Source organism: Pseudochelatococcus sp. B33 (assembly GCF_053570585.1).
Genome location: NZ_JBSEFH010000031.1, coordinates 1 through 25,158, shown reverse-complemented (window position 1 = coordinate 25,158; position 25,158 = coordinate 1). Strand labels below are relative to the sequence as shown.

Sequence of the window (25,158 nt, the reverse complement as noted above, 5' to 3'; positions counted from 1 at the left end):
TCCCCGCCATAATCAGCGCCGAAGTGCAGGCGATGTTGCATGCCGCCGTGCGCGAGGGAACGCCGCTTAACGCGCTCTTTCCAACGCCGCTACCGCAAGATCACGATGCATGGGAATCTACAGGCATGGCGTTAACCGTGTCATAGGTGGAGGTCGCTCCACCGGCGGCATCGGTATTGGGAAACCACAGCGCAGCGGCGAGAGATACTACTTCGCTAATTCAGGCGCGCCTTTCGACGCCGCGGGATCAGCATCATGAGGATACTTCTCGTTGAAGATGAGACAGAGTTCGCCAAGGCATTGCGCGGCGCGCTCGAACGTGACCGTTTCGTGGTCGACTGGGTAACGAGCCTGTCGCTCGCCAGTGAAGCGTCACGGTCGGGCGTCCACGAACTCGTCCTGCTTGATCGCACGCTGCCCGACGGCGACGGCCTCAGCCTCATTCCGCAGCTGCGGATCGACACCCCGGGCGTGCCGATCATCGTGTTGAGCGCCCGCGGGGAGCTGACCGACCGGGTGGCCGGGCTCGACGATGGCGCCGACGACTATCTGGTTAAGCCTTTCGATCTGGAGGAAATGCTTGCCCGTATTCGCGCGGTTCAGCGCCGTCCGAACGAGCTTGCGTCAGACGAAATCGTCATCGGTGACCTCGTGTTCGACATGGCCTATGGCGAGGCCAGGGTGCGCGGTTTGCGGTTGGATTTGCAGAGGCGTGAAGTGACCGTGCTCACCGCACTGATGCGGCGACGCGGACGTGTCGTCCTGCGCGAGACGCTTGAGGAAGCAGTCTACGGCTTCGATGACCTGATACAATCAAACACACTCGATTCCCATATCTCGCGCTTGCGTCGAAAACTCGGCGATGCGATCGCCGGCGTCGAAATCCATACGGTCAGAGGAGTGGGCTATTTGCTCAGGGCAAAGGATTGAAGCGCCGCCAGCCATCGCTGAAGGCGCGCCTCATCACCAGGCAGCTCATCCTTCAATTTCTGGCGGTTGCGGTTGCCGCCATCAGCTTCATAATCTTTTTTGTCAATTCGGCCCTCGACGGGATGTATGTCGAGGAGGCAATCGTAAAAGTCGCTGCAGATTCAATCGTTCGCGATGCGACCGGAGCCGCGGTCGTGGAAGTGACGCCAGAGCTGGCGAAACTTCGAGACGAATCGCCGGATCTCTGGTTCGCAGCCCGGCTTGGCGATGGCGACGTGGTTGCCTTCAGCCAGGTGCCGGCGGAGTTCGCCCACCTCGTCGATCACCTCGACAAACTGGCCTCTGCGGACATGCGCGGGCAGTTCGCACCATTTACTCTTTCCGCCATCGTGCGACAGGCATCCGGCCCCATAGGTGATATGAAGATCATCGCGCACGGCCGGGTCCAACCCTTCACAATGCTGATCACGATGGCATCGAATATCGTCGCCATCACCATTTTCCTGACACTGGCGCTCGTCTCCATCGTCGCGACGCCAATGATCGTCAAGCGCGCCCTGGCCGGCGTCATCAAGATCGCAGAGGAGGCGGAAGGGGTCGACGCCGAGCGCCGAGGTATCCGGCTCTCGGAAGACAAGGTTCCGCGTGAGATCGCCCCGCTGGTTCGTGCTGTCAATGCAGCGCTCGGTCGCCTCGATGAAGGCTATGATCGCCAGCACCGCTTCATCGCATCGGCAGCTCATGAGCTGCGGACGCCGATCGCTATATTGCGGATGAAGATCGACGCTACGAAAGACAAAGGCATGCGTTCGCTTTTGCCGGATGTGTCACGGCTTGCGACCCTTTCCGAGCAGTTGCTCGATCTTCATAGATTGGACAATGGCGCACTGAGCGATCGGATCGACCTCGTTGTCCTTGCGCGTAGCGTCACGGCCGATCTGGCGCCGGTGCTGATCGCGTCGGGCAAGACAATCGAGGTGGCCGTTGAGCAACCCGGCTCGATCAGGGGCAACGCCGGATCGATCGAGCGCGCGCTCACCAATCTCATACAAAACGCGATCGAGCATGGCGGTGACAAAGTGATCGTGCGGATCGACGATGCTTCGTTAGAGGTCGAGGATAACGGTCCCGGCATTCCGGGGGAGGAACATGAGCGCGTATTCGAGCCCTTTTATCGGCTGCGGCCGCGATCCTCCGGTACCGGCCTGGGTCTCAACCTAGTGAAGCAGGTCGTAGACCACCATCGCGGCCGCATCACCATCGCAACGGCGCCCGGCGGAGGGGCAGTCGTGCGGGTGAAATTTCCCGCGATTTCGTAGCGACCGCCCAGCCAATGTTGAGGCAATGTTTCCCTGCGCAACTACCCGGACGAAGCGATAAATCCGGCTGATGGTTGCTACATGCGTCCACACCCACGGTTCGCATTTGCCATGCGCTGCGCCCCGACAGGCGCGCTCTGCGATAGGTGAGGTTGATGATGATTGCAGATGATCGATGGGAAAGACCTGGCTGGCCGGAAATACTCATTGGCCTCGTGACATACGCGGTTCTTCTTCTTTCTTTCGGCGTGCTGATGGGATTTCTTCCGGGGAACGACCCTGTTCTCCTGGGAGTTGTCGGCTCGACGGCGGGGGGAGTTGTAGGCGTCGGCGCTTTCGCCGCAGCATATGGCCTCCGGATACGGGATCTGCGCCCGTTCGGCTTCAAACCAGTCTCACCTCGCTGGCTGATGATCGCGGCAGGAACGGGCATCGTCGGCTATGGTCTCAACCTGATCATACAGTTCGCATATCTGGCCCTGTTCGGAACCAGTGATCCTCAGGGGATCCTGCATGCGGCCGCGCGCGGCGGCCCGCTTCCGTTTCTCTTGTCCTTCCTGGGCGGCGCCATCTTCACACCCTTCGGCGAGGAAATCCTGTTCAGAGGTGTCGTTGCGAATGCGCTCAACCGCTACGGCGCGTTTGCCGGCGTCGTTCTGAGCTCAATCATATTCGGACTCGCGCATGGCGTCAGCATGATCCTGCCGGTCGCGATCATGGTCGGTCTTCTAGCCGCCGTCCTTTTCCGGGCGACAGGATCGGTCTGGCCCTGCGTCATCCTGCACTGCGTCTATAACGGGATGAACAGCATCGCGTCGGCGTTCAGCTTCGCACCGATGCAGTAATTGCGCGTGCCGCGACGGTTGCGGACCGCAACCGGGCTGTTCAGTGAGCCCTTTTCGAACTCAGACAATGTTGCCGCAATGTTTGCCTGCTTTTTGGGGCTATGGGCGCGCTTGCGGGGCACCGCTCCGCCTTGCTCGTGTCGCCAAAGAAACGTCCAACGCTCATTTCTCAAGGATATCATCAGAATGCTGCAGCGCCCTTCCGTCAAACACCGTCGCTCCTCGGTAACCGTCTTCTCCATAGCCCTCCTTGGCATCGCCTTATCAGGATGTGTGTCGGCGGAAGAACGGCGGTACAGGGACGCGAATACCTGCCAGAGCTTTGGGGCACCCTATGGGTCTCGCGCTTATACGAACTGCATGCTGGAACAACAGGCGCGGCGCGACAACGCGCAAAGGGAGTCGCTCGAGCGGACCCGATTGACGCAAGAGATTGCAAGAAACGCTCAGGTTATGGCCGACCGCGCGCGCTGGGACCGCTGCAGGCGAGATCCTGACCGGCGCGAGTGCCGTCGATAGGACCAACCGTCCGCTGATGCTACTATGCACCAGCATCGCATGCCGAGACTCAATAACCGCGCTCGCTGCCAATACGTGCTGACGAATGCATAGCGCAGCGTTCCCGTTTCAGCGACACAGCTCTTCATGAAAAAGGGCTACCGAAGCTCGTGCGGGAACAATAAAAATCATCCCACCACGGCGGTGATGACCAGACCGAACGCTTCACCGCCGGCGTCAAGTTTCGCTCGTGTCTCAGATTCTCCGTCTATGAATTCACAAAAACAGATATGAGAAGGAAGTGATCATGCTCAAGTTTGCTGCAACGGTTGCTATCGCGGCCGCGCTTATGTCCGGTACCGCTATTGCTCAACCGGTCAAGCCCACTATCGTCCTCGTTCATGGTGCGTTTGCCGACTCGTCAAGCTGGAACAGCGTCATCATCAACCTTCAAAAGGCCGGCTATAAGACGGTCGCGGTCGCCAATCCGCTACGCAGCGTCTCGAATGATGCACGCCTCGTCTCAGACATCATCGGAAGCATCGAGGGCCCGGTGGTGCTCGTCGGTCATTCTTACGGAGGCCAGATTATCTCCAACGCCGCGAATGGGCACGACAACGTCAAGTCGCTCGTTTATGTGGCTGCCTTTGCACCAGATTCTGGCGAATCTGCATCCGATCTGGCGGGCAAGTTCCCCGGCGGCACGCTTGGGGATGCGCTTGCAGCCCCTGTCAAGCTCACTGACGGCGGCGTCGATCTCTACATCGACCAAACGAAGTTCCGCGACCAGTTCGCGCACGACGTTTCCGCCGGGACAACTGCGTTGATGGCGGCCGGCCAGCGGCCGATCACTGAAGCGGCCTTGACGGAAAAGTCTGGCGAACCAGCCTGGAGGACGCTGCCTTCCTACTTCGTCTATGGTGATGGCGACAAAAATATCCCGGCCAAGGCACTTGGCTTCATGGCGGAGCGTGCAGGTTCCAGGCGGACGGTCGTGGTCGAGGGGGCATCGCATGTCGTGATGGTCTCGCATCCGAAAGTTGTGACAGATCTGATCGAAGAGGCTACGAAATAAATCGTGCTTTCGGCCGATAGCCGACCACCGCTGCGAGTGTTTCCACCCCAACGAGATACGCAACCAGATCCAGGTCTGATCGAATACTGAGTCGTGGAGTGTCACATTGAAAGCTGTTACTGTTTCGAAGACAGGTCCAGAAACTCACCTCGTCCTTGCCGAACATACAGAACCCGGAGCCGCGCCGGACGAGGCAATCGTCGCGGTTCGCGCGTTCTCGCTGAACAATGGGGAAGTTCGCGGTGCACTCTATGAAGGTACCGATGGCGATCGACCCGGATGGGATCTGTCCGGCGTGGTACAGACGGCCCCGGAAGGATCCGGTTTCCGCCCGGGTGATCGCGTAGTGGGCCTTGTGTGGAAAGAAGGCTGGGCGGAACGTGTCGCCGTGCCGACGAGCCGACTTGCCAGAATTCCCGACGACGTAAGCTTTGAAGCGGCCTCGACCCTCCCTGTCGCGGGTCTGACCGCGGCCGTAGCGCTGCAGAAGAAGGCGATCGGTCCGGGAAGCCGTGTTCTCGTCACGGCGGCCACGGGTGGTGTCGGCATTTATGCGATCCAGCTCGCAGCGGCTGCAGGCGCCCACGTGACGGCCTTCGCGCGGGGTGCCTCGAATGCGGAATTCCTGCGCAGCCTTGGCGCGAACGAGATCGCGGTCGGCGTCGAGGCCGGCGAGAAAGGTGGGCCCTACGACCTGATTCTGGAGGGCGTCGGAGGCTCGCTTCTGGGCGAGGCGCTGATGTGGCTGGCATCGCGCGGTGTCTGCGTTCTTTTCGGCGATGCTTCGGAGGATACGCTCACGACCTTTGACGCCCGTCGCTTCCGCCTTCAATCCGGCGGAGCATACGGCGGTACGGTTCTCTACGGCTTCTTCCTCCTTGAGGAGCTGACCCGGCCGGAGGGCGCGGCCGATGGGTCGGCCATTCTTGCCGATCTTGCGCGGCGGCTGTCTGATGGAAGTCTCCGTCCGGTTATCGGAAAAACCGCACCATGGGCCAACATCGATGCAACAGCCCGCGAACTTCTGAAAAGAGAGTTCGCGGGAAAGGCCGTCCTTACAGTGGGCGGATGAGGGAAGGCCTCAGGATTTACTTGCTCTCCGGTATGCGCGCGATAACCTTGATCTCGAAATCGAACCCGGCCAGCCAGTTTACTCCAACGGCAGTCCAGTTGGGATAAGGCGGCTTGGTGAAAATCCTTTGCCTGACTTCCATGATCGTTGGGAACTGGTTCTCCGGGTCCGTGTGGAACGTCGTGACGTCCACGAGATCGTCGAAAGTGCAGCCTGCGGCGGTGAGTGTAGCCTTTAGGTTGTCGAAGGCCAGTTGAACCTGGCGTTCGAATTCAGGTTCGGGTGTTCCATCGCCGCGACTGCCAACTTGCCCTGAAACGAAAAGAAGATCGCCTGATTGGATCGCTGCTGAGTATCGATGTTATTCGTAAAGAGCATGCCTGTTTACGGGAAAGATGGCCTGGGGTTTTGTCATTTCTCGTTCTCTCTTAATCGTTGTTGATGGGTATGCTGACGAACCTGGTCTGACATTCGATCACTTCAGCTGTTCGGGCAGCGGAATGAACTCAGCCTCGTCGCCGGGCGGTAGACGGAAGCGACCATGCTCCCAGTCGCCCTTGCGCCAGGCCTCTTTCGCGGCGTCGATCTTCTCCTGCGACGAAGCGACGAAGTTCCACGAAATATAGCGCGGTCCATTCATTGTCTCGCCGCCCAGCACCATAAGGCGCGCGCCTGCCTCGCCCGCGGTCAGGCTGATCCGGTCGCCGGGGCGGAACACCATCATCTGGCCCGCAGCAAACGGAGTTCCGGCGATCAGGATGCTGCCCTCGACGACGTAGACGCCGCGATCCTCGTGATCGTCCGGCAAGGGCAGCTTTGCGCCCGCGGCCAGGACGACATCGGCATAGAATGTCTCGGTAAAGGTTTTGACCGCCGCCCGCGCGCCCCAGGCCGAGCCGAGGATCAGCCGGACCTGCTTGCCCTCGTCCTCGATGAAGGGCAGCGCCTCGCGCCCGTGATGCTCGAAACTGGCCGCGGTGTCTTCCGCGTGATCCGGCAGCGCAACCCAGGTCTGGATTCCGAAGGCGGTGCCGGGACGGCTGCGCATCTCCTCGCTGGTGCGTTCGGAATGGGTGACGCCATTGCCGGCGATCATCCAGTTCACCTCACCGGGATAGACCATCTGGTCGGCCCCGGTGCTGTCGCGATGGTGAAAAGCGCCCTCGTAAAGGTAGGTCACGGTCGCCAGCCCGATATGCGGATGCGGTCGCACGTCGATGCCACCGCCGGTGAGGAATTCCGCCGGTCCCATCTGATCGAAGAAGATGAAGGGGCCGACCATCTGCCGTTTGGGGGCAGGTAGTGCGCGGCGCACTTCGAACCCGCCGAGATCGCGGGTGCGCGGGATGATGAGGGTCTCGATGGCGTCGAGGCTGCCGGTTTCGGGGCATTCGGGGTTCTGCGTGGGGTTCCAGCTCATGTCACGTTCCTTCGCTCAAACTGGTCATAGAGGCCGCAGCAGGTGGCGGACGGTTGGCGGTTGGTCGCCGATATGGAAGGCATTCAGGAGCTCCTGATCCAGCGCGTCGGCCTTGGTGACACGCGCGTGCTGGCGCTGGTGCTCGATCCAGCTTTCAACGACAAAGCCTTCCACGATCCGGCCGGGATCCGCCACGTCTTCCCAGACATCCCAGCGGATTGCGCCGTCGCGCTGCCGCTCTGATTTGAAGCGGCGCAGGGCGGCAACGAAATCGGCCTGCCGTTCCGGGGCGATCCGATACTCGATCTCGATCAGCACGGGTCCGCGGTCGTCGTTAAGCGGGATGGCGACCACGGGCTCTGCCCAGTGGTTTGATGGGGCGAGGTCGGTGGCCGCATCTTTTGGCAGGCGCCAACCCAAGCTGGTAGGACTGGTGATCGATCAGAACGGCCACCGAGTCTTGGGGCGAAGAAGCGAGTCAAAGCCATTATAGAAGGTCATGGAAATATCTTCTGTTGCCGTTGAGTTAGGCTGATTGACAGGCACAAACCGCCTCCGACAGTGCTTCAAAGGACACTGACATTTATATTTATGGTGCGGTAGCACCCGTTTATGCGAAGCTGTGTCGCATCATGAGGAACGGCAAGATCCGCATACACGATCTCGCATTCGAGGAATGCCTCCAATGTTGGCGGAGTTACTCTGCGGCGATTTCACTTTGCGGCTGCGAGGTTTATCGCCGAGTTACTCCAGCGCTACCGCGAGCAAAATCCCGGCATCCGTTCCGAAGTTCGTGGAGGGCGCGCCGGCCGAGCACATGGTGGCCGTACGGTGACACGAGATCGACCTTGCCTTTCTGACAGGGCACGCTGAAGTGCCGGGCTGCGAGGTGGCGCGGCTATGGTGCGAGAGGGTCTTCGTCGGGCTCGGAGACGCACGAGCTGGCAGCGAGGGCGCGGATCCAATGGGCCGACTTGCGCGGGCGGCACCCGTTTCTGGCAATTCGGCCGAGACGCGTGGGAGCGGGCATCTCCGCACCGACATGGTGCGCGACCACGCGGACGATGCGCTCGCCGTCGGTGGCCGTCATCGTCTCGCCGGTGTCGGCCAGCCCTTCGGAGAGACGATCGACCCAGATGCGGCCATCGGGGTTCACCATCACTTCGACCACGGTCGGGTCTTCCAGAAACCGTGCGGTGGCGCTGCCGAGCGCGGTGCGCAGCATGCGCTCGCCGCGTTGGATCGCTTCCTGTCTGTGGTGGGTGGATGCCATCTCGTCCCCGTTTCTTGTGACGCAACAGATGGTCCCGGGATCGGGGATGATTAAAAGAGCCCGGAATCAGGCCGCTTCAACAAGTTCCGGTCGGCGAGGGTCACATCTTGACGGATTACTCGCTACGATTGTTCGCCGATTGCGTGTGAAAATACAGACGGCGGTTCGGCGGCCTTTATAAAGGCAGCAATGGGGTGGAAACCCGTAAGGCTTCTTTTGGGAAGGGGAGCACCGAAAGCTTCCATCGGCGAGAGTCGTTGCCCCCAGAAGCGATGGAGTTCTGGTATCAGTCCTATCGAGCGTCTTCTTGGCAGTCGCGGCTATTTCGGCTTCGCCGCACCATAGCGCAGGCCATCCAGCAGCAGCATGAGCATTCGTTCAGTGTGCGCTGCCCCATCGTCCCCGGAAGCCACGGCGAGATTCCCGATCGCTCGCAGCAGATCATAGGGCGCGACGTCGGCACGGACTTCGCCCGCATCGGCCGCGGCATTCAGCAGCATCGACAGAGCCGGTTCAAATCGGCTTCGGAAGTAGTCCGGCAAGGTGGCGAATGCCGGATCGCCGGAATGGAGCGCAGCAGCCAACCCCTGCTTGGTGGCCAGGAAGCGCGTGTAGCGCTTCAGCCAGGCTGCCAGCGCATCGGCTGGCCCGCGCTCAGCGGCAAGCGGCGCTGCCGCATCGGCGCAGGCATCAACCTCGCGGCGGAACACCGCTGCCACCAGGTCAGCACGGGTCGGGAAACGGCGGTAGAGCGTACCCAGCCCGACACCCGCCTGTGTCGCGATCTCCCGGATGGGCGCATCAACCCCCGAACGGGCGAACACGATCCTGGCGGCTTCCAGGACTGCTTCCTCGTTCCTGCGAGCATCGGCACGCATTCGCGGTGCGGGCGTTTCGGCATCGCCCGTAGCCGGTGACGGGGCCTCGACCGCATTCGGGGATTTGGCCGACAACATTTTTCTCGATCCTCCTTGATAAGCGGATCATTGATCCGTATTTAGAATATAGCGGATCAATGATCCGTTTGCCAGTCTGGAGGTTCGCAGTTCTATGTCCAGTTCGCTCGCAGAAGCCCGTGCGCATGCCGCCGGCTTACCCGCCATTGTCTCCATCGCTCCCATTGCCTTGCCGTCCCCGGGACGAGGCGTTGACCTGCACGTCCGGGTTTCCACGCCGATCGTAGGCGACGCGCTACCCGTCATCATCTTCTCGCATGGCAACGGCCAGTCGCTTCACGCCTATGGCCCCCTCGCTGACTATTGGGCGGCACATGGCTTTGTCGTGATCCAGCCGACGCATTTGGACTCGCGGATGCTCGGCCTTGCGCCGGACGATCCTCGCCGCCCGCAGCTCTGGCGCTTCCGTGAGGAAGACCTGGCAGCAGTTCTCGACGGGCTCGATCACATCGAGAGCAGGGCACCGATGATCCGGGGGCGGCCCGATCGCTCGCGCATCGCGGTTGCCGGCCATTCATGGGGCGCGCAGACCGCCAGTACATTGCTCGGTGCCACCCATCCCGATCCTGACAACGGATCGGTGATCAACAGGAAGGATGCTCGCATCAAGGCGGGCGTGTTGCTCGCGGCGCCAGGGAGCGGCAACGACCTGACCGAACATACAGCGCGCACCTTCCCGTTCATGTACCCCGACTTCTCCAACATGACGGCGCCGACCCTGATCGTCGTGGGCGACCACGACGTGGGCAGGCTTTCGACACGCGGTGCCGACTGGTGGCGCGATGCTTACGATCTGAGCCCTTCGCCCAAGGCGTTGTTCACGGCCTTTGGCGGCGAACATGCGCTTGGCGGCGTCCCCGGCTATGAGGCGCGAGAGACGACGGATGAACGGCCCCAGCGGGTCGCCGCGATCCAACGTCTTTCAACCGCTTTCCTCCGCAGCGCGCTCTATCCAGGCGATCCCGCCTTTTCCCAGGCGGTCGCGACACTGGCAGCCGATGACGCGCCGGAAGGCAGCGTCGAGACGAAGTAAGTCGGACATGCCTGTACCCCCGCAACGCGCGTCCCGCCCCATCCACGGTCGCGCTACGCCATGACCGCAACCAGGAGTTTTGCATGAACACAATTCTCATCACCGGCAGTTCGTCCGGCTTCGGGCTTAAGACTGCCTGCTATTTCCTCGATCGCGACTGGACCGTCATTGCCACGATGCGCACACCTCGTGGGGATGTGTTGCCCGCATCTGAACGTCTGCGCGTCGTTGCACTCGATGTGACCAACGCTGCCAGCATCGCTCGCGCTGTGGACGAAGCAGGGCCGATCGAAGCCCTCGTCAACAATGCCGGTGCCGGTCTCATGGGCGCGCTGGAAGGCGTGTAGATCGACGCAACCCGCCAGCTTTTCGAGCTGAACACGTTTGGCACCATGGCGATGACGCAAGCCGTGCTGCCCGGCTTCCGTGCGCAAGGGGCGGGCGTGATTGTCAACGTGTCGTCCGCCGTGACGCTCAAGCCGTTGCCGATGCTGTCCGCCTACACAGCCAGCAAGGCGGCGGTGGAGGCATTCAGCGAAAACCTCGCATTGGAGGTGGAGCCGTTCGGGGTACGCATGCGGCTGGTCATCCCCGGTCGAGCACCGGAAACGTCCTTTAGCGCGGCCGCTCGTGCCCGCTCGCAGAACGGCATACCCGAAGCTTATGCCGCCTGGGCCAAGCAGGTGTTCTCCGCAGCGCCGCCGCAGCCCGTCGAAATCACCACCGCAAGTGACGTGGCGGAAGCGGTCTGGCAGGCCGTGACCGATGCGTCTTCTCCGTTTCGCATCCCGGCAGGCGCGGACGCCGTAGCGCTTGCTTCGAAGGCATCGTAACGACCGAACGCGGGCCCTTCACCGGTCGGATCGTTCGTCGCGATTCTGCCGTCCCGATCGGAAGAGTCGAATGAGCCGGTGTGCTCCGTCATCCCAATTTCACTCGCTGCCAAGAAACCCTGAGCGATGGCGAGTAGCCTTGCGCGTGAGATCATGGTCATCATCAAGTATATTTGTACCAGCCGAGAGCAATCAGCTTCGGCTTGCCACCTCCAGCTACCTCGTGGAGAGAAGCATGAGCAAGACCGCCGCTCCCGGCCCATATCCGGCCTCGCGCGCGCATAGGTTCACCGCCGTGATGAGAGACGCATGCGCGGACGATTAGCCCGTATACCTATCGAGACACGAATGCACAGCGTGGTGTGGCGATGAGCCGCGTCACGACTGTCGGGCTGCAGGCAGAACCCCGAAGGCAAGCCGAATGACGTGCGTTGCAATATCTTCCGGCCACTCCGCAACACAGTGCTCCAGCATTTCACGATCATCCGCGAAAAGAGCGCGAGCAGCCTCGTCGTAATTTGGCAAGTCGCCGGCGATCCCCCACATGAATTGATAACAAGCTTCTTGGGCGGCTCGTCGTTCTTGCAGAGAATTGCCGTTTCGTTTGGCTTCATCAATGAGCCGCCGGAGGACGGCCGAGGTACCGCCGGGTTGCGCGGCCAGCCATTCCCACTGTCTTGGCAGTAACGTCACTTCACGGGCCACAACGCCCAATCTTGGCCGCCCCCGCCCTCGTGGCTCCAAAGCGTCTGCCTTTGGAGGCTCGGATGGTTCGCCCGATCGAGATGTAAAGCGTCCGGCAGGCTGTTGGGCGACATGCGACAGTCTTTCAATGATCTCGGCCTTCGAGCCACGCAGATCCAGATCGATCACACGTCCCGTCAAATCGTCGAACACCAGAACTGCGCGCGTGAGGTCGCTTTCGATCACCGCTTTCACCGCGAGGGCGACCTCGATCAATGGACCGGACGACAGCAGCCGATAGCCGTCGAATGCAGTGCAGGGTTTCGAGAGATAGTCGGACACCGGTCAACTCCATATAGCCACGGGCATAAAATACCCGGATAAAAAGCCTTGCGTCAATATCATCCGGATAATATTAATGGTGTCGGTATGTCGCTGGCGAGGCAGTTTGCGGAAGCGGCACAATGAATTGATGGGAGAGGTGAAATGATCGGCGAAGAGAGAAAGGCGGCAGTTGCCGCTTACAAGGAACGCAAAGTGGCTGGCGGTGTTTACGCTATTCGCTGCGACGCCTCCGGCGATATCTGGGTCGGCCAATGGTCCGACATAGAAACCATTCAGACACGCATATGGTTCGCACTTCGGCAAGGCATCCACCCAAGACCAGACTTGCTGGCCTCATGGCGTCAATACGGAGAAGTTCACTTCAGCTTCGAGGTCATCGAGAAAATCGAAACCGACGCGTCTCCTTATATACGTGACAAAAACTTGAAGGAGCGGGCGCTCCACTGGCGAATAAAGCTGAACGCCAAAGCTATGTGAGCACCGTGAGTCTTTCGTGCCTGTCTCGAGCGGTCACCGCGCGGTTACTCATTCGCCAATCCAGCGATTCCATCCTATTTCACCCAGGTCGAATGCCACGAGGCACGACGGAACCGGCACTCTGGCCCACCGGAGTGAACTGCGATAACTTCTTTTTAAACAGTGCGATAGCAGGCAGTATGCCCCTGTTCCTAAACCGTGTTTGCCATCGGACGTTCTCCACACCCACCGTGAGGTCAGAGCAGATCTTCCCATTGGCGTGCGCCATGCACGACGCGGACGATCTCTGCCCCATCATCAATCTGACGATACAAAATCAGGTAGTTACCAATGGGGAAACTTCTCAGGTCGGGCCTCACCTCCGGCCTCGCGACGCCGATACCCGGCATCTCCCCGATCCGCTGGCAGCGGCGATAAATGTCGTCGTACCGGCGTCGGGCTGCCGAGGGATTATCCTCGGCGATGTAAAGGGCGATGGCTTCGATATCCGCCTCAGCCTGTGGGCGAAGCCGATAGCTCATTCGGCCTCACGCTCAGCGATCTTGGCGTCGAGCTTCCGCCTGATCCGGGCGAAGGCTGCCTCGCCATCGACAGCCGGGCCGCTGTTAATGCCAGCATCCCACAACCGTCCCAGTTCCTCGACAGCCTTGGCACGCTGCGTCCGCCGGTGCTTCCAGTCGCGCAGGGCTTCCCGCATAACCTCGCTCGCCGACGCATACTCACCCGCCGCGACGACCTCCCGAATCATCGCCGCCATTTCAGGAGTGAGCGCGACGCTCACTTTCTCGACATTGGCCATGAGACCGCTCTCCTTTCGTTGGATGGTAGGCAAGTTTACTACCGAGAGCAGGGGGAGTCCATCATCGCGGTCACCGCACGGTTACACATCCGCCATTCCGCTACTCTGGCGCACCGGGGAAAACTCCGATAAGCTCTTTTAAAACAGCGTGATAGCCTAATTTTTAGCTTGCCAAGGTTGGGGTCGAGGGTTCGAATCCCTTCGCCCGCTCCAAATATCGATACGATCGAAAGCCGCGGTTTTCCGCGGCTTTCGTCGTTTTGGGCGTGGTTGAAGTCGCGGGGCGCGGATTGGGCGCTGGAGGGCTCGGCTATCTGGAGCAGCCCGCACGCCACCGGCATTTCGACCCGGGCCTGTTCGATGCACTGGCCCATGTCGCGGCGGAGCCGGGGCGGCTCAGCGTGTGGGCTATCCGGGGTACGAGGTGTATGCCGCCGGCAGCATGATACCGGCTAGTACACGGTGCCGCACCGCCGCGAGTGCTGTGATTTGGGCTCATCGTCCTGCTTGGGCTTTCCGTGCAGACAGCGCCACGACGTGTCGCGCAAGTGCCTGCTGGCGACGATCCCGACTGCCGTGCTGGCAATCTGGATCGTTTTCTACTCGTAGACCGCGTTTCTGATGTCGGTCACAAACGCGCCGGCCATGCCCTCGAAGGCGGTGTTGGTGAGGGCTACAACCGTCAGGCCGTTTTCACGGTCAATAAACCAGTTATGGCCATAGGCCCCGCCCCATTGGAGGGTGCCTGCGGCCTGCGGCGTGCCCGTCGGCTTGGGATCGACGAGCACTGCCCAGCCATAGCCGAAGCCCCAGCCCGGCCCCTGTGTCTCGGTCTGCGGGCCGACACGGTCCTCAACCATGGTTTCCACAGTCCCGGCCTTCAGGATCGGCGCTCCACCGGTGCGAATCGCCTCCAGAAAGTGAAGGACGTCGCTAGCCGTGCCGGCCATGCCCGCACCACCCGATGGATAGGATTTGGAGTCGAGGATGCGGGAGGGCGCGAAGGTTGCGGCGAGCCCATCGAGAGGCACAGCGATGCCATCCGTCATCGGTATGGGTTCGGGATCGCCATCAGCGTAATGTTTCACCAGCCGGGAGGAATCGCGGACGGAAAAATCCGTATCCTTCAGTCCGAGCGGATCTGTCACCTTTTCCTGCACGATCTCGGAAAGGCTGTGGGCTTCAATCTTCTCCAGCACGCCGCCGAGCACATCGATTCCCAGGGAATAGCGCCAGCCGCTGCCGGGTTCGAAGTTGAGCGGCGCGGACGCGAGGCGGGACAGGTTTTCCTCCAGCGACAGGCCGGGCTGGTCGAGGCCATCCGAGACGTTCAGCCGGTGATAAGGGCCGTCCGCCGGCTCTAGAAAACCATAGCCCAGGCCGGAGGAATGGGTGAGCAGCTGACGGATTGTGATTTCGGGCGTCGAGCCGTCCGGCAGCGCCGGGCGGAAATCCGGCAGCCATCGCGTGACGGGAGCATCGAGGTCCAGCCGGCCTTCCTCGACCAGCCGCATGGCGGCCGCCGTTACGAAAGGCTTGGTGACCGAGGCAAGCAGGAAGATCGAGTCCTCACGCATCGGCGATCCGGCTTCGCGATCCGCATGGCCGGCAGCGCGGCGATAGACGATCTCGCCGTTCCTGCTGACCAACACAACCGTACCGACGATCCGCTTTTCATTGATAGCACGGTCGATCGCTGAGTTCAGCCTTGCTTCGAGTGCCGGGTCGGAAGCGGGCTGAGCGAGAGCAGCACTTGCGAGCGCGATGGAGGCAATGCCGACAATAGCGATGCGCATGGCGCGAAAACCTCATATATCAGGAGCGATCGTTCCTGAATAGCGCGTTGCGGAGGATATTTCCAGAGTGATCGTTGTTAAAAATAATGAAACCGCGCCGCGCCGGCGTGGTCGTCCGCCCGCCTTCGACCGCGACGAGGTGCTGGCGAAAGCGACGGAGACTTTCTGGCAATTGGGCTATGAAGGCGCCTCTATTGTGGACCTGACGAAAGCAATGGACATCACGCCACAGAGCCTCTACGCGGCCTTTTCGTCCAAGGCCGATCTCTATCGCGAGGTGCTGGCGTGGTATCAGGCCCATATCGGAGCTGGCGCGGTTCGTGCCCTTGCGTGGAAGGATGTTGTGGCGGCGCTTTCGCAGGTGCTTCGCGACTCCGTGCGGGAGTTCACCAGACCGGGACGTCCGCGCGGATGCATGATCTCGACAGCCGTGCTCACCTGCGCGGTCGAGAACGAGCCGGTCGCCCGCCACGTCTCGGGCCTGCGGGACGGAACACTCGATGCGATCAGGTCGCGGATAGAACGCGGCATTGCCGAGGGACAGTTGCTGCCGGAAACCGATGCGGAGTCACTCTCCCGTTTCGTGGGTGCAATGATTCAGGGCCTGTCCGTCCAGGCGCAGGATGGCGCATCCGAGAAGGCGCTGTTGGCACTGGTTGAGCACGCGATCGCGGAAATCGAGCGTCATCGGGCCTGAAGGACAAGCACGATGATGACAGGAACAGGCGGCCCTTCCCGTCAGTCTCCCGCGAGACCTGTTTCCCGTCGGTGCAGCGCAAAGCCGGTCGCGCCCGGCACGCCGACACCCGGCCGCAGTTCGAGACTCGGGATCAGATAGTCCCCGCCGTTCTGGCGGCGGAACGGGATCGGCGGCGTGGCCTCAATCGTCCGCATCCGCTCGCGCAAATGCTCAGCAACCCGCGCGAACCCGACCTCATTGAGACGGTCGGCTTGGTAGGCCGCGAAGGGCGGCAGCACGTCGTAGCCGGGATAGTGCAGGATACCGTGATTGATCGGGAACAGCAGGTCATCGACCGGGCCGTTGATGCCGCGCGCCGCATAGTGCGATTCCCAGCCGCCGGCTGTCACGATCAGCATGGCGCGCCTGCCGGAAAGCGTACCTTCCCCATAGCGGTCGCCCCAGCGATGATCGCTGTGTTCGCCGACGCCATAGGCAAAGCCATAGGAATATACCCGATCGACCCAGCCTTTCAGGATCGCCGGCATGGCGAACCACCAAAGCGGGAACTGGAGGATCAGCATGTCCGCCCACCGCAGCTTGTCCTGTTCGGCCTTGACGTCCTCGGTCAACGTGCCAGCCGCAAACGCCGCGCCGGAGGCGGCAGGTACCTTAAGGCGCGCGTCGGCGTCGAGACCCGGAAAGTCAGCGCGATCGACCGCAGCCTTGAAGTTCATGGCATAGAGATCCGAGACCTGCACCGGATGTCCCTGCGCTTCCAGTTCCGCGACGGCAACGTCGCGCAGAGCGGCGTTGAGGGAGCGGGGGTCGGGATGGGCGAATACGATCAGCACGTTCATGGCGGACACCTGCTTGTAGAAGACGATGTTCTCCCAAGCTAGGCGCTGACTCATTAATCCGGTATAGATCGAATTTGAATATGATAATGCCGAAAAATGGATCAATCGAACATCACGCTCGAACGCATGCGTTCCTTCGTCCGCGTCGCGGAACGCGGGAACCTGTCGGCTGTGGCGCGTGAGATGAACATTGGCCAGTCCAGCGTCACGCGGCATATCCGCGAGTTGGAGGAGGCACTTGGCGTGGCGCTGTTCAGCCGGACCACGCGGCGTGTCACGCTCACCGAGGAAGGCAGCCGCTACTACGCCAAGGCCGTACAGATCCTGCGCCTTGTCGAACAGGCCGGTGATGAGGCGCGCAATACGGGTGCAGCCGCCGCCGGCATAGTGCGCATCTCCTGTACGGCAGCGCTCGGCAGCCGGCATATCAGCCGGTTGATTTTCGCCTTTCAGGACCTCTATCCCGCCATTGCCGTCGATTTGAGCCTCACGGACGAACGCATCGACCTCGTGCGCGAAGGGGTAGACATCGCCATCCGTCTCGGTCCGCTCGCAGACAGTTCCATGAAACTGCACGCGCTCGGGGTCAGCCGGCGTGTCCTCGTCGCCGCACCCGGCTATCTGGCGCGGTATGGGCTGCCGACGAAGCCCGCGGAACTGACCGCACTCGAAGGCGTACGCATGTCGAACATCGCCGGAAGCGATGTCCTGACGCTGGAGGAACCGGATGGAGGAACCCATGTCGTGCCCTTCGACGGACGCCTGCGGGTCGATCATGGGCTTGCCGCGCGCGAGGCGTTTCTTGCCGGCCGTGGCTTCGGCCCGGCGCATCTCTGGCTGGTGGATGACCTCCTCGTCGACGGTCGTCTCGAAGTTCTCCTGCCGGACTACGCGCCGCCATCCGTGCCGCTCAACATGCTCATCGTACCGGAACGGGCCGCTATTGTGCGCGTCAGGCTGCTGGTGGAGTACCTGGCCGAAAAGATACCTGGCATCCCCGGCATCGAACGGACCTCGCGGAACGGCTAATTCCCGTTGAGGGCACCTCCGCCTCACCGGAACCCGCCCGAGGCAACGACGCGCCGTTCCGCCTCGCCGCCGGCCACGCCATTGGCACACGTGCCTTCGGTTTCAACGCCACCCGGTGCGATAGCGTCGACCCGGATGTCGCGCAGCCCAACCATCCCGTCCTCACGCCAGTTCGATGACAATCTTGCCGAAAGCGCCGCGGTCGAGATGCTCGAGCGCAGCGGGTAGTTCAGCGAGCGGATGGATTGAATCGATTGTCGGCTTGATGATGCCAGCACGGTCTACTGCAGCAACCAAATCTTCCAATGCCCGACGGTGTCCAACGCCGATGCCGTGGACGGTTAGGTTCTTAAGCATCAGCGGACCGGCGGGAGCCGCAATATCGAAGCCTTCGAACACACCGATCTGGTGAATGCGTCCGCCGATGGCAGCTGCCTGCACGGCCTTGCCGACATGTGGCCCGCCAACCAGTTCCACAATATGATCTATGCCTCGATCACCGGTGATACGCCACACCGCTTCCACCCAGTCTTCTTTGGTGCGGTCTATGCCATGGTCCGCGCCGAGTGCTTTCGCACGCTCCAGCTTTTCCGCGCTGCCCGAAACCACGAACACCTGCGCCCCATGCACCTTGGCGATCTGGAGGCCAAACAGCGCCACGCCGCCAGTGCCTTCGACCAGAACCGTTTCACCGGCATGGAGCTTTCCCTTCTCAATCAATGCGAACCAGGCGGTCAGGCCCGCGCAGGGCAAGGTGCTCGCCTCGGCATCGGAGAGGGTCTCCGGGGCGCGAACAAGCCATTCTTCTGAAACTGCGACATATTCCGCGAGTACACCGGGATAGGTGCCGCCAAGGGTGCGATAGGGTGGTGTGCGCGCGTCGCCCAGCGGCGCGCCGTCGATCCAGCCCGGTGCGAAGGTCGAAATCACACGTTCGCCCGTGCGGAACCGGGTGACATGCTCACCCAATGCCATCACCGTTCCGGCCAGATCGGAACCGGGAGTGAACGGGAAGGTCAGCGGCAAACCCATGCCGCTTTCGATTACCAGCTTGTCGCGGTAATTGAGCGAGGCTGCCGTCACCTTCACGAGCACGTCGCCCGATCCCGGCTTGGGAACCGCAACTTCTCTCAATTCCAGTTGGTTGAGGCCAATTCCGCCCATCTCCCAGCGCCGCATTGTCTCTGTCATCGCTCGTTCCTTGTTTGTTGTTGAAGGAGTCGCGGCAACATACCGTTGAATAACAGACGCCAGTGATGATATATGTTCCCTGCATTGGTTCCTTCAGGATGACAATGGATGAGCGAGCCGCTCGGTGGGGTGGATGTTTTCGTGGCAGCGGTAGAGAGCGGCAGCTTTGCCGCCGCTGCTGAACGGCTGCATCTCACACGTTCGGCTGTCGCCAAGACAATCGCCCGGATAGAGGCACGGCTTGAGGTTCGCCTGTTCCATCGCACGACGCGCAGCCAGAGCCTGACCGAAGACGGACAGGTCTATTACGAGCACTGCGTGCGAGCGCTCCATGAACTGCGAGCGGGCGAAACCGCGCTGGATTCCGGCCGACGCGAGGCTTCGGGGCGTATTCGGGTCTCCGTGCCAGTGCTGTTTGGACGCCGCTGCGTCGCGCCAGTCCTTGCACGGCTCGTAATGGAGCATCCGAAGCTTGAACTCGACCTTTCCTTTTGTGACCGTCCGGTGGACCTGACCGAAGACGGCTTTGACCTCGCCATCCGCAATGGCGGAATTGGAGATGGTGCGGGGCTGATGACACGCACAATCAGCCTGCAACGGATGACCGTCTGCGCTTCCCCGGCCTATCTTGCCGAACACGGTCGCCCGGAAACGCTCGATGATCTCGAAGCGCACGTGGGAATCGTTTACGGTCGTGCCGGGCGCATCCGGACTTGGCAGTTTCCGGTAGGCGACCGGCAATTGCGGGAAGTGACGCCGCCGAGCCGGCTTCGCTTCGACGATCTTGAAGCCATTGCCGATGCTGCCGAGGCAGGCCACGGACTGGCTTGGCTGCCCTGCTGGCTAATCCGGGATCGTGTTCGCAGCGGGCGGCTCGTTCCGCTTTTCGAGAATGTGCCGCAGCTCATCTTCAGGACGCATGCGCTTTGGCCCGAGACACCGCATCTGCCACTCCGGGTACGGTTTGCTATCGACGCGCTTGCGGCGTCATTGCCCGGCAGCGCTGAGCTGTAATCTTTCAAAGCGCAACACACTACTTAGCTCAAAAATCCTCCAGCGTGATCTTGCCCTTGGCCTTGCCACTTTCGATCAGGGCATGGGCGCGCTTGAGGTTCGCCGCGTTGATCGGCCCGAAATTCTCCGCCAGCGTAGTGCGGATCGTGCCATCATCGACCAGACGCGAAACCTCATTGAGCAAAACGCCCTGTTCTGCGATATCGGCGGTGCCGAACATCGAGCGCGTGAACATGAACTCCCAATGCACCGAAACACTCTTGCGCTTGAAGGGATTGATGTCGAACGCGGCCGGATCGTCGATCAGCGCCACGCGGCCCTGCGGGGCAATCAGTTCGACGATTTCGGGGAAGTGCTGGTCGGTTTTTGTGGTTGAGAACACGAAGGCAGGCGCACCAACGCCGAGGGCAGCGACCTCCTGGGCCAGAGGCTTGGAATGATCCACGACATGATGTGCGCCAAGTTCGGTCGCCCACGCTTCCGTCTCCGGCCGTGACGCTGTGGCGATGACGGTCAGATCGGTCAGCTTGCGGGCAAGCTGGATAGCGATGGAACCAACGCCGCCAGCGCCGCCGATGATGAGAATCGCAGGTGCAGCGCCGGGAACCGACCGCCCTTTCACGTCCAGACGGTCGAACAAGGTCTCCCATGCCGTTATCGCGGTCAGCGGCAGCGCTGCCGATTCCGCCCAGCCGAGCGTCTTTGGCTTGCGGCTGACGATTCGCTCGTCTACGACATGGAACTCGGCATCGGTGCCGGGCCGTGTGATCGAACCGGCATAGAATACCTCGTCGCCGGGCTTGAACAAGTTGGCGTCCGGCCCGGCCTCGACCACGATTCCAGCCGCATCCCAACCCAGCACCTTCCAGCCATCCCCTTCCGGCCGGGCATTGGCGCGGACCTTGGTGTCGACGGGATTGACCGAGATGGCCTTGATCTCGACCAGCAGGTCGCGGCCCGCGGGGGTGGGACGCGGCAGGTCTATATCGACCAGCGAATTGCCCTCTGCGATGGGAAGCGGGATCTTGTAGCCAACGGCACGCATCTGCGTCTCCTGTTCGATTCAGAACTCATGTCTGGTTATAAGTGACGCCTTGGCGTATTTTTCGCAAGAATGCACATAAACTGCACATAGTGTCGAAAAGGATACCGTCTGATGCCACGCCTCCGTCATGAGCGTTTCGATTGCAGTCCGGGCTGCCCGGTGGAGGCGACGCTTGCGCTCATTGGCGGCAAGTGGAAGGGCGTGGTGCTCTGGCACCTGCTGCAAGGCACACTCCGTTTCAACGAAATCCGTCGCCGGTTGCCCAACGTCACGCAACGGATGCTGACCAATCAGCTCCGTGAACTGGAGACGGATGGCTTCGTGATCCGCACCGTCTATCCTGAAGTGCCGCCCAAGGTGGAATACTGCCTGTCTGAACGCGGGCGCAGCCTTGAGCCCGTCATCCTCGCGCTCAAGGAATGGGGCGAGGCGAATGTTGCAGGTGCTGGCGACGCAGAAGCTCGTCAGGCGGCTGAATAACGGAGGCTATAGCCCAACCTCCTTTTCTGCCACAACTGCCACGAGACCGCCCCCCTGCACGACACCCATGACCTCGCGGCCGAGCTAGCAATCGATAGCTGGGGCGTGTCGATGAAGCTACCGTTGAGGTTCTGTCGCTGGCAAGCGCAGCCAGATTCCGCCGGTTCACAGCTATCAAAGATTTCGACACCTCTGTGGAGAACGAAACCCTGAGGATTGGGGCTGCATGAACAACCGCGGTCACCACGCGGTTACACATCCGCCATTCCGCTGCGGTACACATGCCAATCCGGCAGTTCCGCAGGGTTTCACCCAGGTAAAATGCCACTAGCCCCGACGGAACCGGCACTCTGGCGCACCGGGGCAAACTCCGATAAGCTCTTTTAAAACAGCGGGATAACCCAATTTTTCGCTTGCCAAGGTTGGGGTCGAGGGTTCGAATCCCTTCGCCCGCGCCATTTCAGTACAGAACTCTGAACGCCGAACGCCGCCGTTTCTACGCTCGAAGCGGCGACCAGCGTTCGCAGCAATTCCGACTTCGATCCCATGATGCGAACCTCGTCGTCCGCGACCTCGACGCGCTGGGCCAGCGCGCGCAGGTGGTCACGGCGATAGCCTCCACCTTCGAGCCGTATCCGCTCGCGGGCCTTGCGGGCGAACCCTTTGAGCATATCGGGGCTGACGCCCTGATTGCCTGAACTGTCGAGCGCGAGCTGCGTGCGCTCTGCGTCGGCAGCGGCTTGATCCCGCAACGCCTTGAGGCTTGCCATGCGCTCCTTCGCCATGGCGTCGTCCTTGTCCACCATGCCGGCTTCGATGGCGTCAAAGAGCCGGCCAAGCCGCTGGTCGGTTTCCGTGATTCGCCTGTGAAGCTCGGCTAGATGCTCGCGGCGACGCTCGGTGCGCTCCTGCCTGCGGTCGATAACGCTGGCGAGCACGGTTTCCAGCCGCTTGGGCTGGAGCAAGCGATCCCCAATGTGATCGGCGACAAGGTGATCCAGCTTGCCCATCGGGATCGTGCGGCCCTTGCAGCCGGTCTTGCCCTGCCGCGCCTTGGTCGAGCAGGTGTAGTAGCGGTATGTGCCGCCCGCGCTGCCTCGGCCGGTGCGGAGCGTCATCGCGCCCCCACACTTGGCGCAGAAGCAAATGCCGGTCAGGAGCGTGGGACCACTCGACACGCGCGCGGGCGTCACCATGGGGTTGCGGGATTTGAGGCGGGCTTGCACCGCATCGAATATCTCGCGGTCGATCAAGGGCGGCACTGCCATGATGGCGACCTCGCTCTCCGGCTTCTTCTCCCGGTTCTTATGCGAGCGCGTGTTGAATCTGTGCTCGCCGATATAGGTGGTGCGGGTCAGGATAGCGTGGATTTGCGCCAGTCCCCAACGTCCGCCGTCGCGGGTGAAGAAACGGCGCTCATTGAGATAGGTGGTGATGGCCTTGACGCCCATCGCGCCGGACGTGCCGTCGCCTTCAAGGAACAGCCGATAGATCAGCCGCACGGTGTCGGCGTGCAGCGGGTCGATCTCCAGCTTCTTCTTGATCTTCGATCCCCGCCGCTCGGCCGCGACGATGCGATAGCCGATGGGTGGTCGTGCGCCGTTCCAGAAGCCTTGCCGGGCATTCTCGTTCATGGCGCGCAGGACGTGCTTGGCGTTCTCTTTCGATTGATATTCGTCGAACAGCGCCATGATCTGCCGCATCATCTGGTGCATGGGATCGTCGCCCATCTCCTGCGTAATGGAGACCAGCTTGACGCCGTTCTTCGCCAGCTTGCGAACGTAGAATTCCATCTCGAAGTGATCGCGGAAGAAGCGCGAGAAGCTATGCACCACGACAGTATCGAAAGGTGCGGGCTTGGACGTGCCCGCCTCGATCATGCGCTGGAACTCGGGGCGCTTATCGTTGGTGGCGGTTGCGCCCGGCTCGATATAAGTCTCAACGAGCTGATAGCCGCGAGACTCGCAATAGGCTTCGCCCTGCCGCTTCTGGTCAGGAATGGAAATGTCATGCTCGGCCTGCCGGGCGGTCGAGACGCGAAGATAGAGGGCGGCACGCACCCCGTTCGAGAGTTGGAGTGCAGTCATGACAGAAGCCTCCTTCTCACATCATCGGCATGGCCCGAAGAGTTCATCGAATAGATCGCCGAACCACGCCTCGAACACGTCCACCTCGGTCTCCGTGACCGGGATGTGCTCGGGCCAGTCGTCGGTGACGGTCCAGCCGGAAAGGTCATGCTTGACCGGCCGCCCGACGCGCGACGGCGTTTGGGGCTTGGCGTAGTCGTAAAGATCGTCGGGCAGCACGCCGGTTTCGACGCGCCCGCGACGGTTGGGCCTGTGATGGGCGCACGTCCTGGACATGCCCTCATCATCGCCCGGCTCTTCCGTATCCGGAACGACCCGTTCGCCGCCGATTGCCGCCGTTTCCCTACCTGCAAGGTCGATGCTCCAATGCTCACGTCTCCTTCCTCCTTCCGGCTCGGGGAGAGACGGCCATGCCGAGGAACACGGTCATGGCCTGATTGAGCCGCACCATGTCCTCATCATCGAGACGCCCGACACGCACACCTATCTTCGCCTTGGGGACGGTGGTGATCTTGTCCACCATCAGGCGGCAGGGGGAACGCAGGCCGTTGCGCTCGTTCGGCTCAACCACGAGACGGAACAGCGGCGCATCGGTCGGGTCGGTGGTGAAGGCGCAGATCGTGATCGAGTCGGTTGCGTCAAAACTGTCGTCTTGCACGATCACGACCGGGCGCGGCTTGCCTGCATAATCCTTGCCGCCCGAGACCGTCCAGACCTCGCCGCGCCTCATTCATCGTCCCAATCGGAAACCGCATCGATGAAAGCCTGATCCTCGCGGGCATAGGCGCTCGCGGCGACCGCTTGCGACTGGCGATGCGCCTGTTCCCGGAAAGAGGCTGCGCGCACGTCCGGCACCCAAATCTGGATGGGCCGCAGCCCTTGGGCGCGCAGCCGGTCGCGGTGCTCGCGCACCTTAACCCGCACGGGCTTGGAATTGGATGCTGTCACCATGATCGGTCTCCACAATATAGTTACATGTAACCTATCACGACCCACTCACGATGACCACCCCTTTCGTTCGTTCCGGCATGGGAGCGCGACAGCGCCCCCAATCCTTCCTTGTCTGCTTCCCGAGCCACCACCGGAGCGGCGGCAGGCGGTCAAGGCGGGCGCGTGCGCCCCCGCGCAGCGGCTTGGCCTTGAGGGCCTGACGGCGATCCGGTTTCATGCTCCCGGCAGCAAGACCATAACGCCGGTTATGTACCGCGATGTGCTCGGACGTTCTCCGAGCCGAAATGCCGAAAACTGGACGATTTGCGCCTTTGGTGCCGCTCGAAATCCAAGAATGCCAAAGCTTTGCGCGCAATCGAGGCACCATAGGGGTCAAAAGTGGGGTGCCGCTCGCGCCCCACCTAAACAGTGTGCAGACAACGATAATTTCTGAAATCCGGCCAACGTAGTGCCGGTTTCTTTTATCT

At 61.5% G+C, this 25,158-nt stretch carries 26 protein-coding genes and 3 pseudogenes; 12 read left to right on the top strand and 17 right to left on the bottom strand.

Annotated elements, in window-relative coordinates:
• The first annotated feature begins 255 nt into the window (after positions 1 to 255).
• From ACUSIJ_RS25655 to ACUSIJ_RS25635, 5 genes are all read left to right on the top strand, one after another.
• Complete coding sequence (locus ACUSIJ_RS25655; protein ID WP_449311263.1) at positions 256 to 930, top strand: response regulator; 675 nt, start codon at positions 256 to 258, stop codon at positions 928 to 930.
• Positions 927 to 2,249 carry a sensor histidine kinase gene (locus ACUSIJ_RS25650; protein ID WP_449311262.1) on the top strand — a complete coding sequence of 441 codons (1,323 nt, stop codon included), beginning with the start codon at positions 927 to 929 and terminating at the stop codon, positions 2,247 to 2,249. Before ACUSIJ_RS25655 ends, ACUSIJ_RS25650 begins: the two co-directional genes overlap by 4 nt.
• Positions 2,250 to 2,503: 254 nt before the next feature.
• Entirely contained in the window at positions 2,504 to 3,094 is a 591-nt protein-coding gene (locus ACUSIJ_RS25645; RefSeq protein ID WP_449311261.1) for a CPBP family intramembrane glutamic endopeptidase, read from the top strand.
• A gap of 805 nt (positions 3,095 to 3,899) precedes the next feature.
• Positions 3,900 to 4,667 (top strand): alpha/beta fold hydrolase, encoded by a 768-nt coding sequence (locus ACUSIJ_RS25640; protein ID WP_449311260.1) that lies wholly within the window; start codon positions 3,900 to 3,902, stop codon positions 4,665 to 4,667.
• A 106-nt stretch (positions 4,668 to 4,773) separates the two neighbouring features.
• Entirely contained in the window at positions 4,774 to 5,739 is a 966-nt protein-coding gene (locus tag ACUSIJ_RS25635) for a zinc-binding dehydrogenase (protein ID WP_449311259.1), read from the top strand.
• A gap of 16 nt (positions 5,740 to 5,755) precedes the next feature.
• Here the strand turns inward: ACUSIJ_RS25635 and ACUSIJ_RS25630 are convergent.
• From ACUSIJ_RS25630 to ACUSIJ_RS25610, 5 genes and pseudogenes are all read right to left on the bottom strand, one after another.
• Positions 5,756 to 6,154: pseudogene (locus tag ACUSIJ_RS25630) on the bottom strand (RidA family protein).
• Between the two features lie 60 nt (positions 6,155 to 6,214).
• Positions 6,215 to 7,159: a pirin family protein gene (locus ACUSIJ_RS25625; protein WP_449311258.1), complete on the bottom strand. Its 945-nt coding sequence runs from the start codon at positions 7,157 to 7,159 to the stop codon at positions 6,215 to 6,217.
• Between the two features lie 24 nt (positions 7,160 to 7,183).
• Positions 7,184 to 7,579, bottom strand: coding sequence for an MFS transporter (locus ACUSIJ_RS25620; RefSeq protein WP_449311257.1), 396 nt, complete (start codon positions 7,577 to 7,579; stop codon positions 7,184 to 7,186).
• 563 nt (positions 7,580 to 8,142) lie between these two features.
• Positions 8,143 to 8,432 (bottom strand): annotated as a pseudogene (locus ACUSIJ_RS25615) (P-type conjugative transfer ATPase TrbB); the annotation flags it as partial.
• 320 nt (positions 8,433 to 8,752) lie between these two features.
• The gene (locus ACUSIJ_RS25610) at positions 8,753 to 9,310 is read right to left on the bottom strand and encodes a TetR/AcrR family transcriptional regulator (RefSeq protein WP_449311293.1); all 558 of its coding nucleotides are present in this window, start codon (positions 9,308 to 9,310) and stop codon (positions 8,753 to 8,755) included.
• A 172-nt stretch (positions 9,311 to 9,482) separates the two neighbouring features.
• Between ACUSIJ_RS25610 and ACUSIJ_RS25605 the strand changes: the two genes are divergently transcribed.
• Positions 9,483 to 10,421, top strand: a complete 939-nt coding sequence (locus ACUSIJ_RS25605) for an alpha/beta hydrolase family protein (RefSeq protein WP_449311256.1) — start codon at positions 9,483 to 9,485, stop codon at positions 10,419 to 10,421.
• Between the two features lie 83 nt (positions 10,422 to 10,504).
• A pseudogene (locus ACUSIJ_RS25600) lies at positions 10,505 to 11,254 on the top strand (SDR family oxidoreductase).
• A gap of 378 nt (positions 11,255 to 11,632) precedes the next feature.
• Here ACUSIJ_RS25600 and ACUSIJ_RS25595 read toward each other — a convergent pair.
• On the bottom strand, positions 11,633 to 12,280 hold the full coding sequence (locus ACUSIJ_RS25595) for a DUF2239 family protein (RefSeq protein ID WP_449311255.1): 648 nt from the start codon (positions 12,278 to 12,280) through the stop codon (positions 11,633 to 11,635).
• Positions 12,281 to 12,424: 144 nt separating this feature from the next.
• Here ACUSIJ_RS25595 and ACUSIJ_RS25590 point away from each other — a divergent pair, with 144 nt between their 5' ends.
• Positions 12,425 to 12,760: a GIY-YIG nuclease family protein gene (locus tag ACUSIJ_RS25590; RefSeq protein ID WP_449311254.1), complete on the top strand. Its 336-nt coding sequence runs from the start codon at positions 12,425 to 12,427 to the stop codon at positions 12,758 to 12,760.
• A gap of 236 nt (positions 12,761 to 12,996) precedes the next feature.
• Here the strand turns inward: ACUSIJ_RS25590 and ACUSIJ_RS25585 are convergent, their stop codons facing one another.
• The 3 genes from ACUSIJ_RS25585 to ACUSIJ_RS25575 form a co-directional block, all read right to left on the bottom strand.
• Positions 12,997 to 13,281, bottom strand: a complete 285-nt coding sequence (locus ACUSIJ_RS25585; protein WP_449311253.1) for a type II toxin-antitoxin system RelE/ParE family toxin — start codon at positions 13,279 to 13,281, stop codon at positions 12,997 to 12,999.
• The gene (locus ACUSIJ_RS25580; protein ID WP_449311252.1) at positions 13,278 to 13,559 is read right to left on the bottom strand and encodes a type II toxin-antitoxin system ParD family antitoxin; all 282 of its coding nucleotides are present in this window, start codon (positions 13,557 to 13,559) and stop codon (positions 13,278 to 13,280) included. Before ACUSIJ_RS25580 ends, ACUSIJ_RS25585 begins: the two co-directional genes overlap by 4 nt.
• 599 nt (positions 13,560 to 14,158) lie before the next feature.
• The gene (locus ACUSIJ_RS25575; protein ID WP_449311251.1) at positions 14,159 to 15,355 is read right to left on the bottom strand and encodes a serine hydrolase domain-containing protein; all 1,197 of its coding nucleotides are present in this window, start codon (positions 15,353 to 15,355) and stop codon (positions 14,159 to 14,161) included.
• Positions 15,356 to 15,422: 67 nt separating this feature from the next.
• Between ACUSIJ_RS25575 and ACUSIJ_RS25570 the strand changes: the two genes are divergently transcribed.
• Positions 15,423 to 16,052: a TetR/AcrR family transcriptional regulator gene (locus ACUSIJ_RS25570; protein WP_449311250.1), complete on the top strand. Its 630-nt coding sequence runs from the start codon at positions 15,423 to 15,425 to the stop codon at positions 16,050 to 16,052.
• Positions 16,053 to 16,093: 41 nt separating this feature from the next.
• Here the strand turns inward: ACUSIJ_RS25570 and ACUSIJ_RS25565 are convergent, their stop codons facing one another.
• Positions 16,094 to 16,894 (bottom strand): NAD(P)H-dependent oxidoreductase, encoded by an 801-nt coding sequence (locus ACUSIJ_RS25565; RefSeq protein ID WP_449311292.1) that lies wholly within the window; start codon positions 16,892 to 16,894, stop codon positions 16,094 to 16,096.
• Positions 16,895 to 16,990: 96 nt separating this feature from the next.
• Between ACUSIJ_RS25565 and ACUSIJ_RS25560 the strand changes: the two genes are divergently transcribed.
• Complete coding sequence (locus tag ACUSIJ_RS25560; protein ID WP_449311249.1) at positions 16,991 to 17,923, top strand: LysR family transcriptional regulator; 933 nt, start codon at positions 16,991 to 16,993, stop codon at positions 17,921 to 17,923.
• Between the two features lie 23 nt (positions 17,924 to 17,946).
• On the opposite strand, the gene ACUSIJ_RS25555 is transcribed toward ACUSIJ_RS25560, so the two are convergent.
• Both ACUSIJ_RS25555 and ACUSIJ_RS25550 read right to left on the bottom strand, forming a co-directional pair.
• Entirely contained in the window at positions 17,947 to 18,078 is a 132-nt protein-coding gene (locus tag ACUSIJ_RS25555; RefSeq protein ID WP_449311248.1) for a hypothetical protein, read from the bottom strand.
• A 7-nt stretch (positions 18,079 to 18,085) separates the two neighbouring features.
• Positions 18,086 to 19,114, bottom strand: a complete 1,029-nt coding sequence (locus tag ACUSIJ_RS25550) for a zinc-dependent alcohol dehydrogenase family protein (RefSeq protein WP_449311247.1) — start codon at positions 19,112 to 19,114, stop codon at positions 18,086 to 18,088.
• Between the two features lie 108 nt (positions 19,115 to 19,222).
• Between ACUSIJ_RS25550 and ACUSIJ_RS25545 the strand changes: the two genes are divergently transcribed.
• A complete protein-coding gene (locus tag ACUSIJ_RS25545) occupies positions 19,223 to 20,128 on the top strand; it encodes a LysR family transcriptional regulator (protein ID WP_449311246.1) in 906 nt (301 codons plus the stop codon).
• Positions 20,129 to 20,156: 28 nt separating this feature from the next.
• Here the strand turns inward: ACUSIJ_RS25545 and ACUSIJ_RS25540 are convergent, their stop codons facing one another.
• The gene (locus ACUSIJ_RS25540) at positions 20,157 to 21,173 is read right to left on the bottom strand and encodes a zinc-binding alcohol dehydrogenase family protein (protein ID WP_449311245.1); all 1,017 of its coding nucleotides are present in this window, start codon (positions 21,171 to 21,173) and stop codon (positions 20,157 to 20,159) included.
• Positions 21,174 to 21,284: 111 nt separating this feature from the next.
• On the opposite strand from ACUSIJ_RS25540, the gene ACUSIJ_RS25535 reads away from it, so the two are divergent.
• Entirely contained in the window at positions 21,285 to 21,653 is a 369-nt protein-coding gene (locus ACUSIJ_RS25535; protein ID WP_449311244.1) for a winged helix-turn-helix transcriptional regulator, read from the top strand.
• Between the two features lie 383 nt (positions 21,654 to 22,036).
• On the opposite strand, the gene ACUSIJ_RS25530 is transcribed toward ACUSIJ_RS25535, so the two are convergent.
• The 4 genes from ACUSIJ_RS25530 to ACUSIJ_RS25515 form a co-directional block, all read right to left on the bottom strand.
• Entirely contained in the window at positions 22,037 to 23,740 is a 1,704-nt protein-coding gene (locus ACUSIJ_RS25530) for a recombinase family protein (RefSeq protein WP_449311243.1), read from the bottom strand.
• A gap of 21 nt (positions 23,741 to 23,761) precedes the next feature.
• A complete protein-coding gene (locus ACUSIJ_RS25525) occupies positions 23,762 to 24,016 on the bottom strand; it encodes a hypothetical protein (RefSeq protein WP_449311242.1) in 255 nt (84 codons plus the stop codon).
• A gap of 94 nt (positions 24,017 to 24,110) precedes the next feature.
• Positions 24,111 to 24,470: a type II toxin-antitoxin system PemK/MazF family toxin gene (locus ACUSIJ_RS25520; protein WP_449311241.1), complete on the bottom strand. Its 360-nt coding sequence runs from the start codon at positions 24,468 to 24,470 to the stop codon at positions 24,111 to 24,113.
• Positions 24,467 to 24,691 carry an antitoxin MazE family protein gene (locus tag ACUSIJ_RS25515; protein WP_449311240.1) on the bottom strand — a complete coding sequence of 75 codons (225 nt, stop codon included), beginning with the start codon at positions 24,689 to 24,691 and terminating at the stop codon, positions 24,467 to 24,469. Before ACUSIJ_RS25515 ends, ACUSIJ_RS25520 begins: the two co-directional genes overlap by 4 nt.
• Between the last annotated feature and the right edge of the window lie 467 nt (positions 24,692 to 25,158).

What these genes read in the sequence shown, in the direction of transcription:
- ACUSIJ_RS25515 (WP_449311240.1), bottom strand. Translation starts at nt 24,691, where the DNA reads ATGGTGACAGCATCCAATTCCAAGCCCGTGCGGGTTAAGGTGCGCGAG.
- ACUSIJ_RS25545 (WP_449311246.1), top strand. Translation starts at nt 19,223, where the DNA reads ATGAGCGAGCCGCTCGGTGGGGTGGATGTTTTCGTGGCAGCGGTAGAG.
- ACUSIJ_RS25580 (WP_449311252.1), bottom strand. Translation starts at nt 13,559, where the DNA reads ATGGCCAATGTCGAGAAAGTGAGCGTCGCGCTCACTCCTGAAATGGCG.
- ACUSIJ_RS25605 (WP_449311256.1), top strand. Translation starts at nt 9,483, where the DNA reads ATGTCCAGTTCGCTCGCAGAAGCCCGTGCGCATGCCGCCGGCTTACCC.
- ACUSIJ_RS25525 (WP_449311242.1), bottom strand. Translation starts at nt 24,016, where the DNA reads ATGTCCAGGACGTGCGCCCATCACAGGCCCAACCGTCGCGGGCGCGTC.
- ACUSIJ_RS25610 (WP_449311293.1), bottom strand. Translation starts at nt 9,310, where the DNA reads ATGCGTGCCGATGCTCGCAGGAACGAGGAAGCAGTCCTGGAAGCCGCC.
- ACUSIJ_RS25590 (WP_449311254.1), top strand. Translation starts at nt 12,425, where the DNA reads ATGATCGGCGAAGAGAGAAAGGCGGCAGTTGCCGCTTACAAGGAACGC.
- ACUSIJ_RS25560 (WP_449311249.1), top strand. Translation starts at nt 16,991, where the DNA reads ATGGATCAATCGAACATCACGCTCGAACGCATGCGTTCCTTCGTCCGC.
- ACUSIJ_RS25575 (WP_449311251.1), bottom strand. Translation starts at nt 15,355, where the DNA reads ATGCGCATCGCTATTGTCGGCATTGCCTCCATCGCGCTCGCAAGTGCT.
- ACUSIJ_RS25535 (WP_449311244.1), top strand. Translation starts at nt 21,285, where the DNA reads ATGCCACGCCTCCGTCATGAGCGTTTCGATTGCAGTCCGGGCTGCCCG.
- ACUSIJ_RS25645 (WP_449311261.1), top strand. Translation starts at nt 2,504, where the DNA reads ATGGGATTTCTTCCGGGGAACGACCCTGTTCTCCTGGGAGTTGTCGGC.
- ACUSIJ_RS25530 (WP_449311243.1), bottom strand. Translation starts at nt 23,740, where the DNA reads ATGACTGCACTCCAACTCTCGAACGGGGTGCGTGCCGCCCTCTATCTT.
- ACUSIJ_RS25655 (WP_449311263.1), top strand. Translation starts at nt 256, where the DNA reads ATGAGGATACTTCTCGTTGAAGATGAGACAGAGTTCGCCAAGGCATTG.
- ACUSIJ_RS25625 (WP_449311258.1), bottom strand. Translation starts at nt 7,159, where the DNA reads ATGAGCTGGAACCCCACGCAGAACCCCGAATGCCCCGAAACCGGCAGC.
- ACUSIJ_RS25520 (WP_449311241.1), bottom strand. Translation starts at nt 24,470, where the DNA reads ATGAGGCGCGGCGAGGTCTGGACGGTCTCGGGCGGCAAGGATTATGCA.
- ACUSIJ_RS25585 (WP_449311253.1), bottom strand. Translation starts at nt 13,281, where the DNA reads ATGAGCTATCGGCTTCGCCCACAGGCTGAGGCGGATATCGAAGCCATC.
- ACUSIJ_RS25640 (WP_449311260.1), top strand. Translation starts at nt 3,900, where the DNA reads ATGCTCAAGTTTGCTGCAACGGTTGCTATCGCGGCCGCGCTTATGTCC.
- ACUSIJ_RS25555 (WP_449311248.1), bottom strand. Translation starts at nt 18,078, where the DNA reads ATGGTTGGGCTGCGCGACATCCGGGTCGACGCTATCGCACCGGGTGGC.
- ACUSIJ_RS25565 (WP_449311292.1), bottom strand. Translation starts at nt 16,894, where the DNA reads ATGAACGTGCTGATCGTATTCGCCCATCCCGACCCCCGCTCCCTCAAC.
- ACUSIJ_RS25550 (WP_449311247.1), bottom strand. Translation starts at nt 19,114, where the DNA reads ATGACAGAGACAATGCGGCGCTGGGAGATGGGCGGAATTGGCCTCAAC.
- ACUSIJ_RS25540 (WP_449311245.1), bottom strand. Translation starts at nt 21,173, where the DNA reads ATGCGTGCCGTTGGCTACAAGATCCCGCTTCCCATCGCAGAGGGCAAT.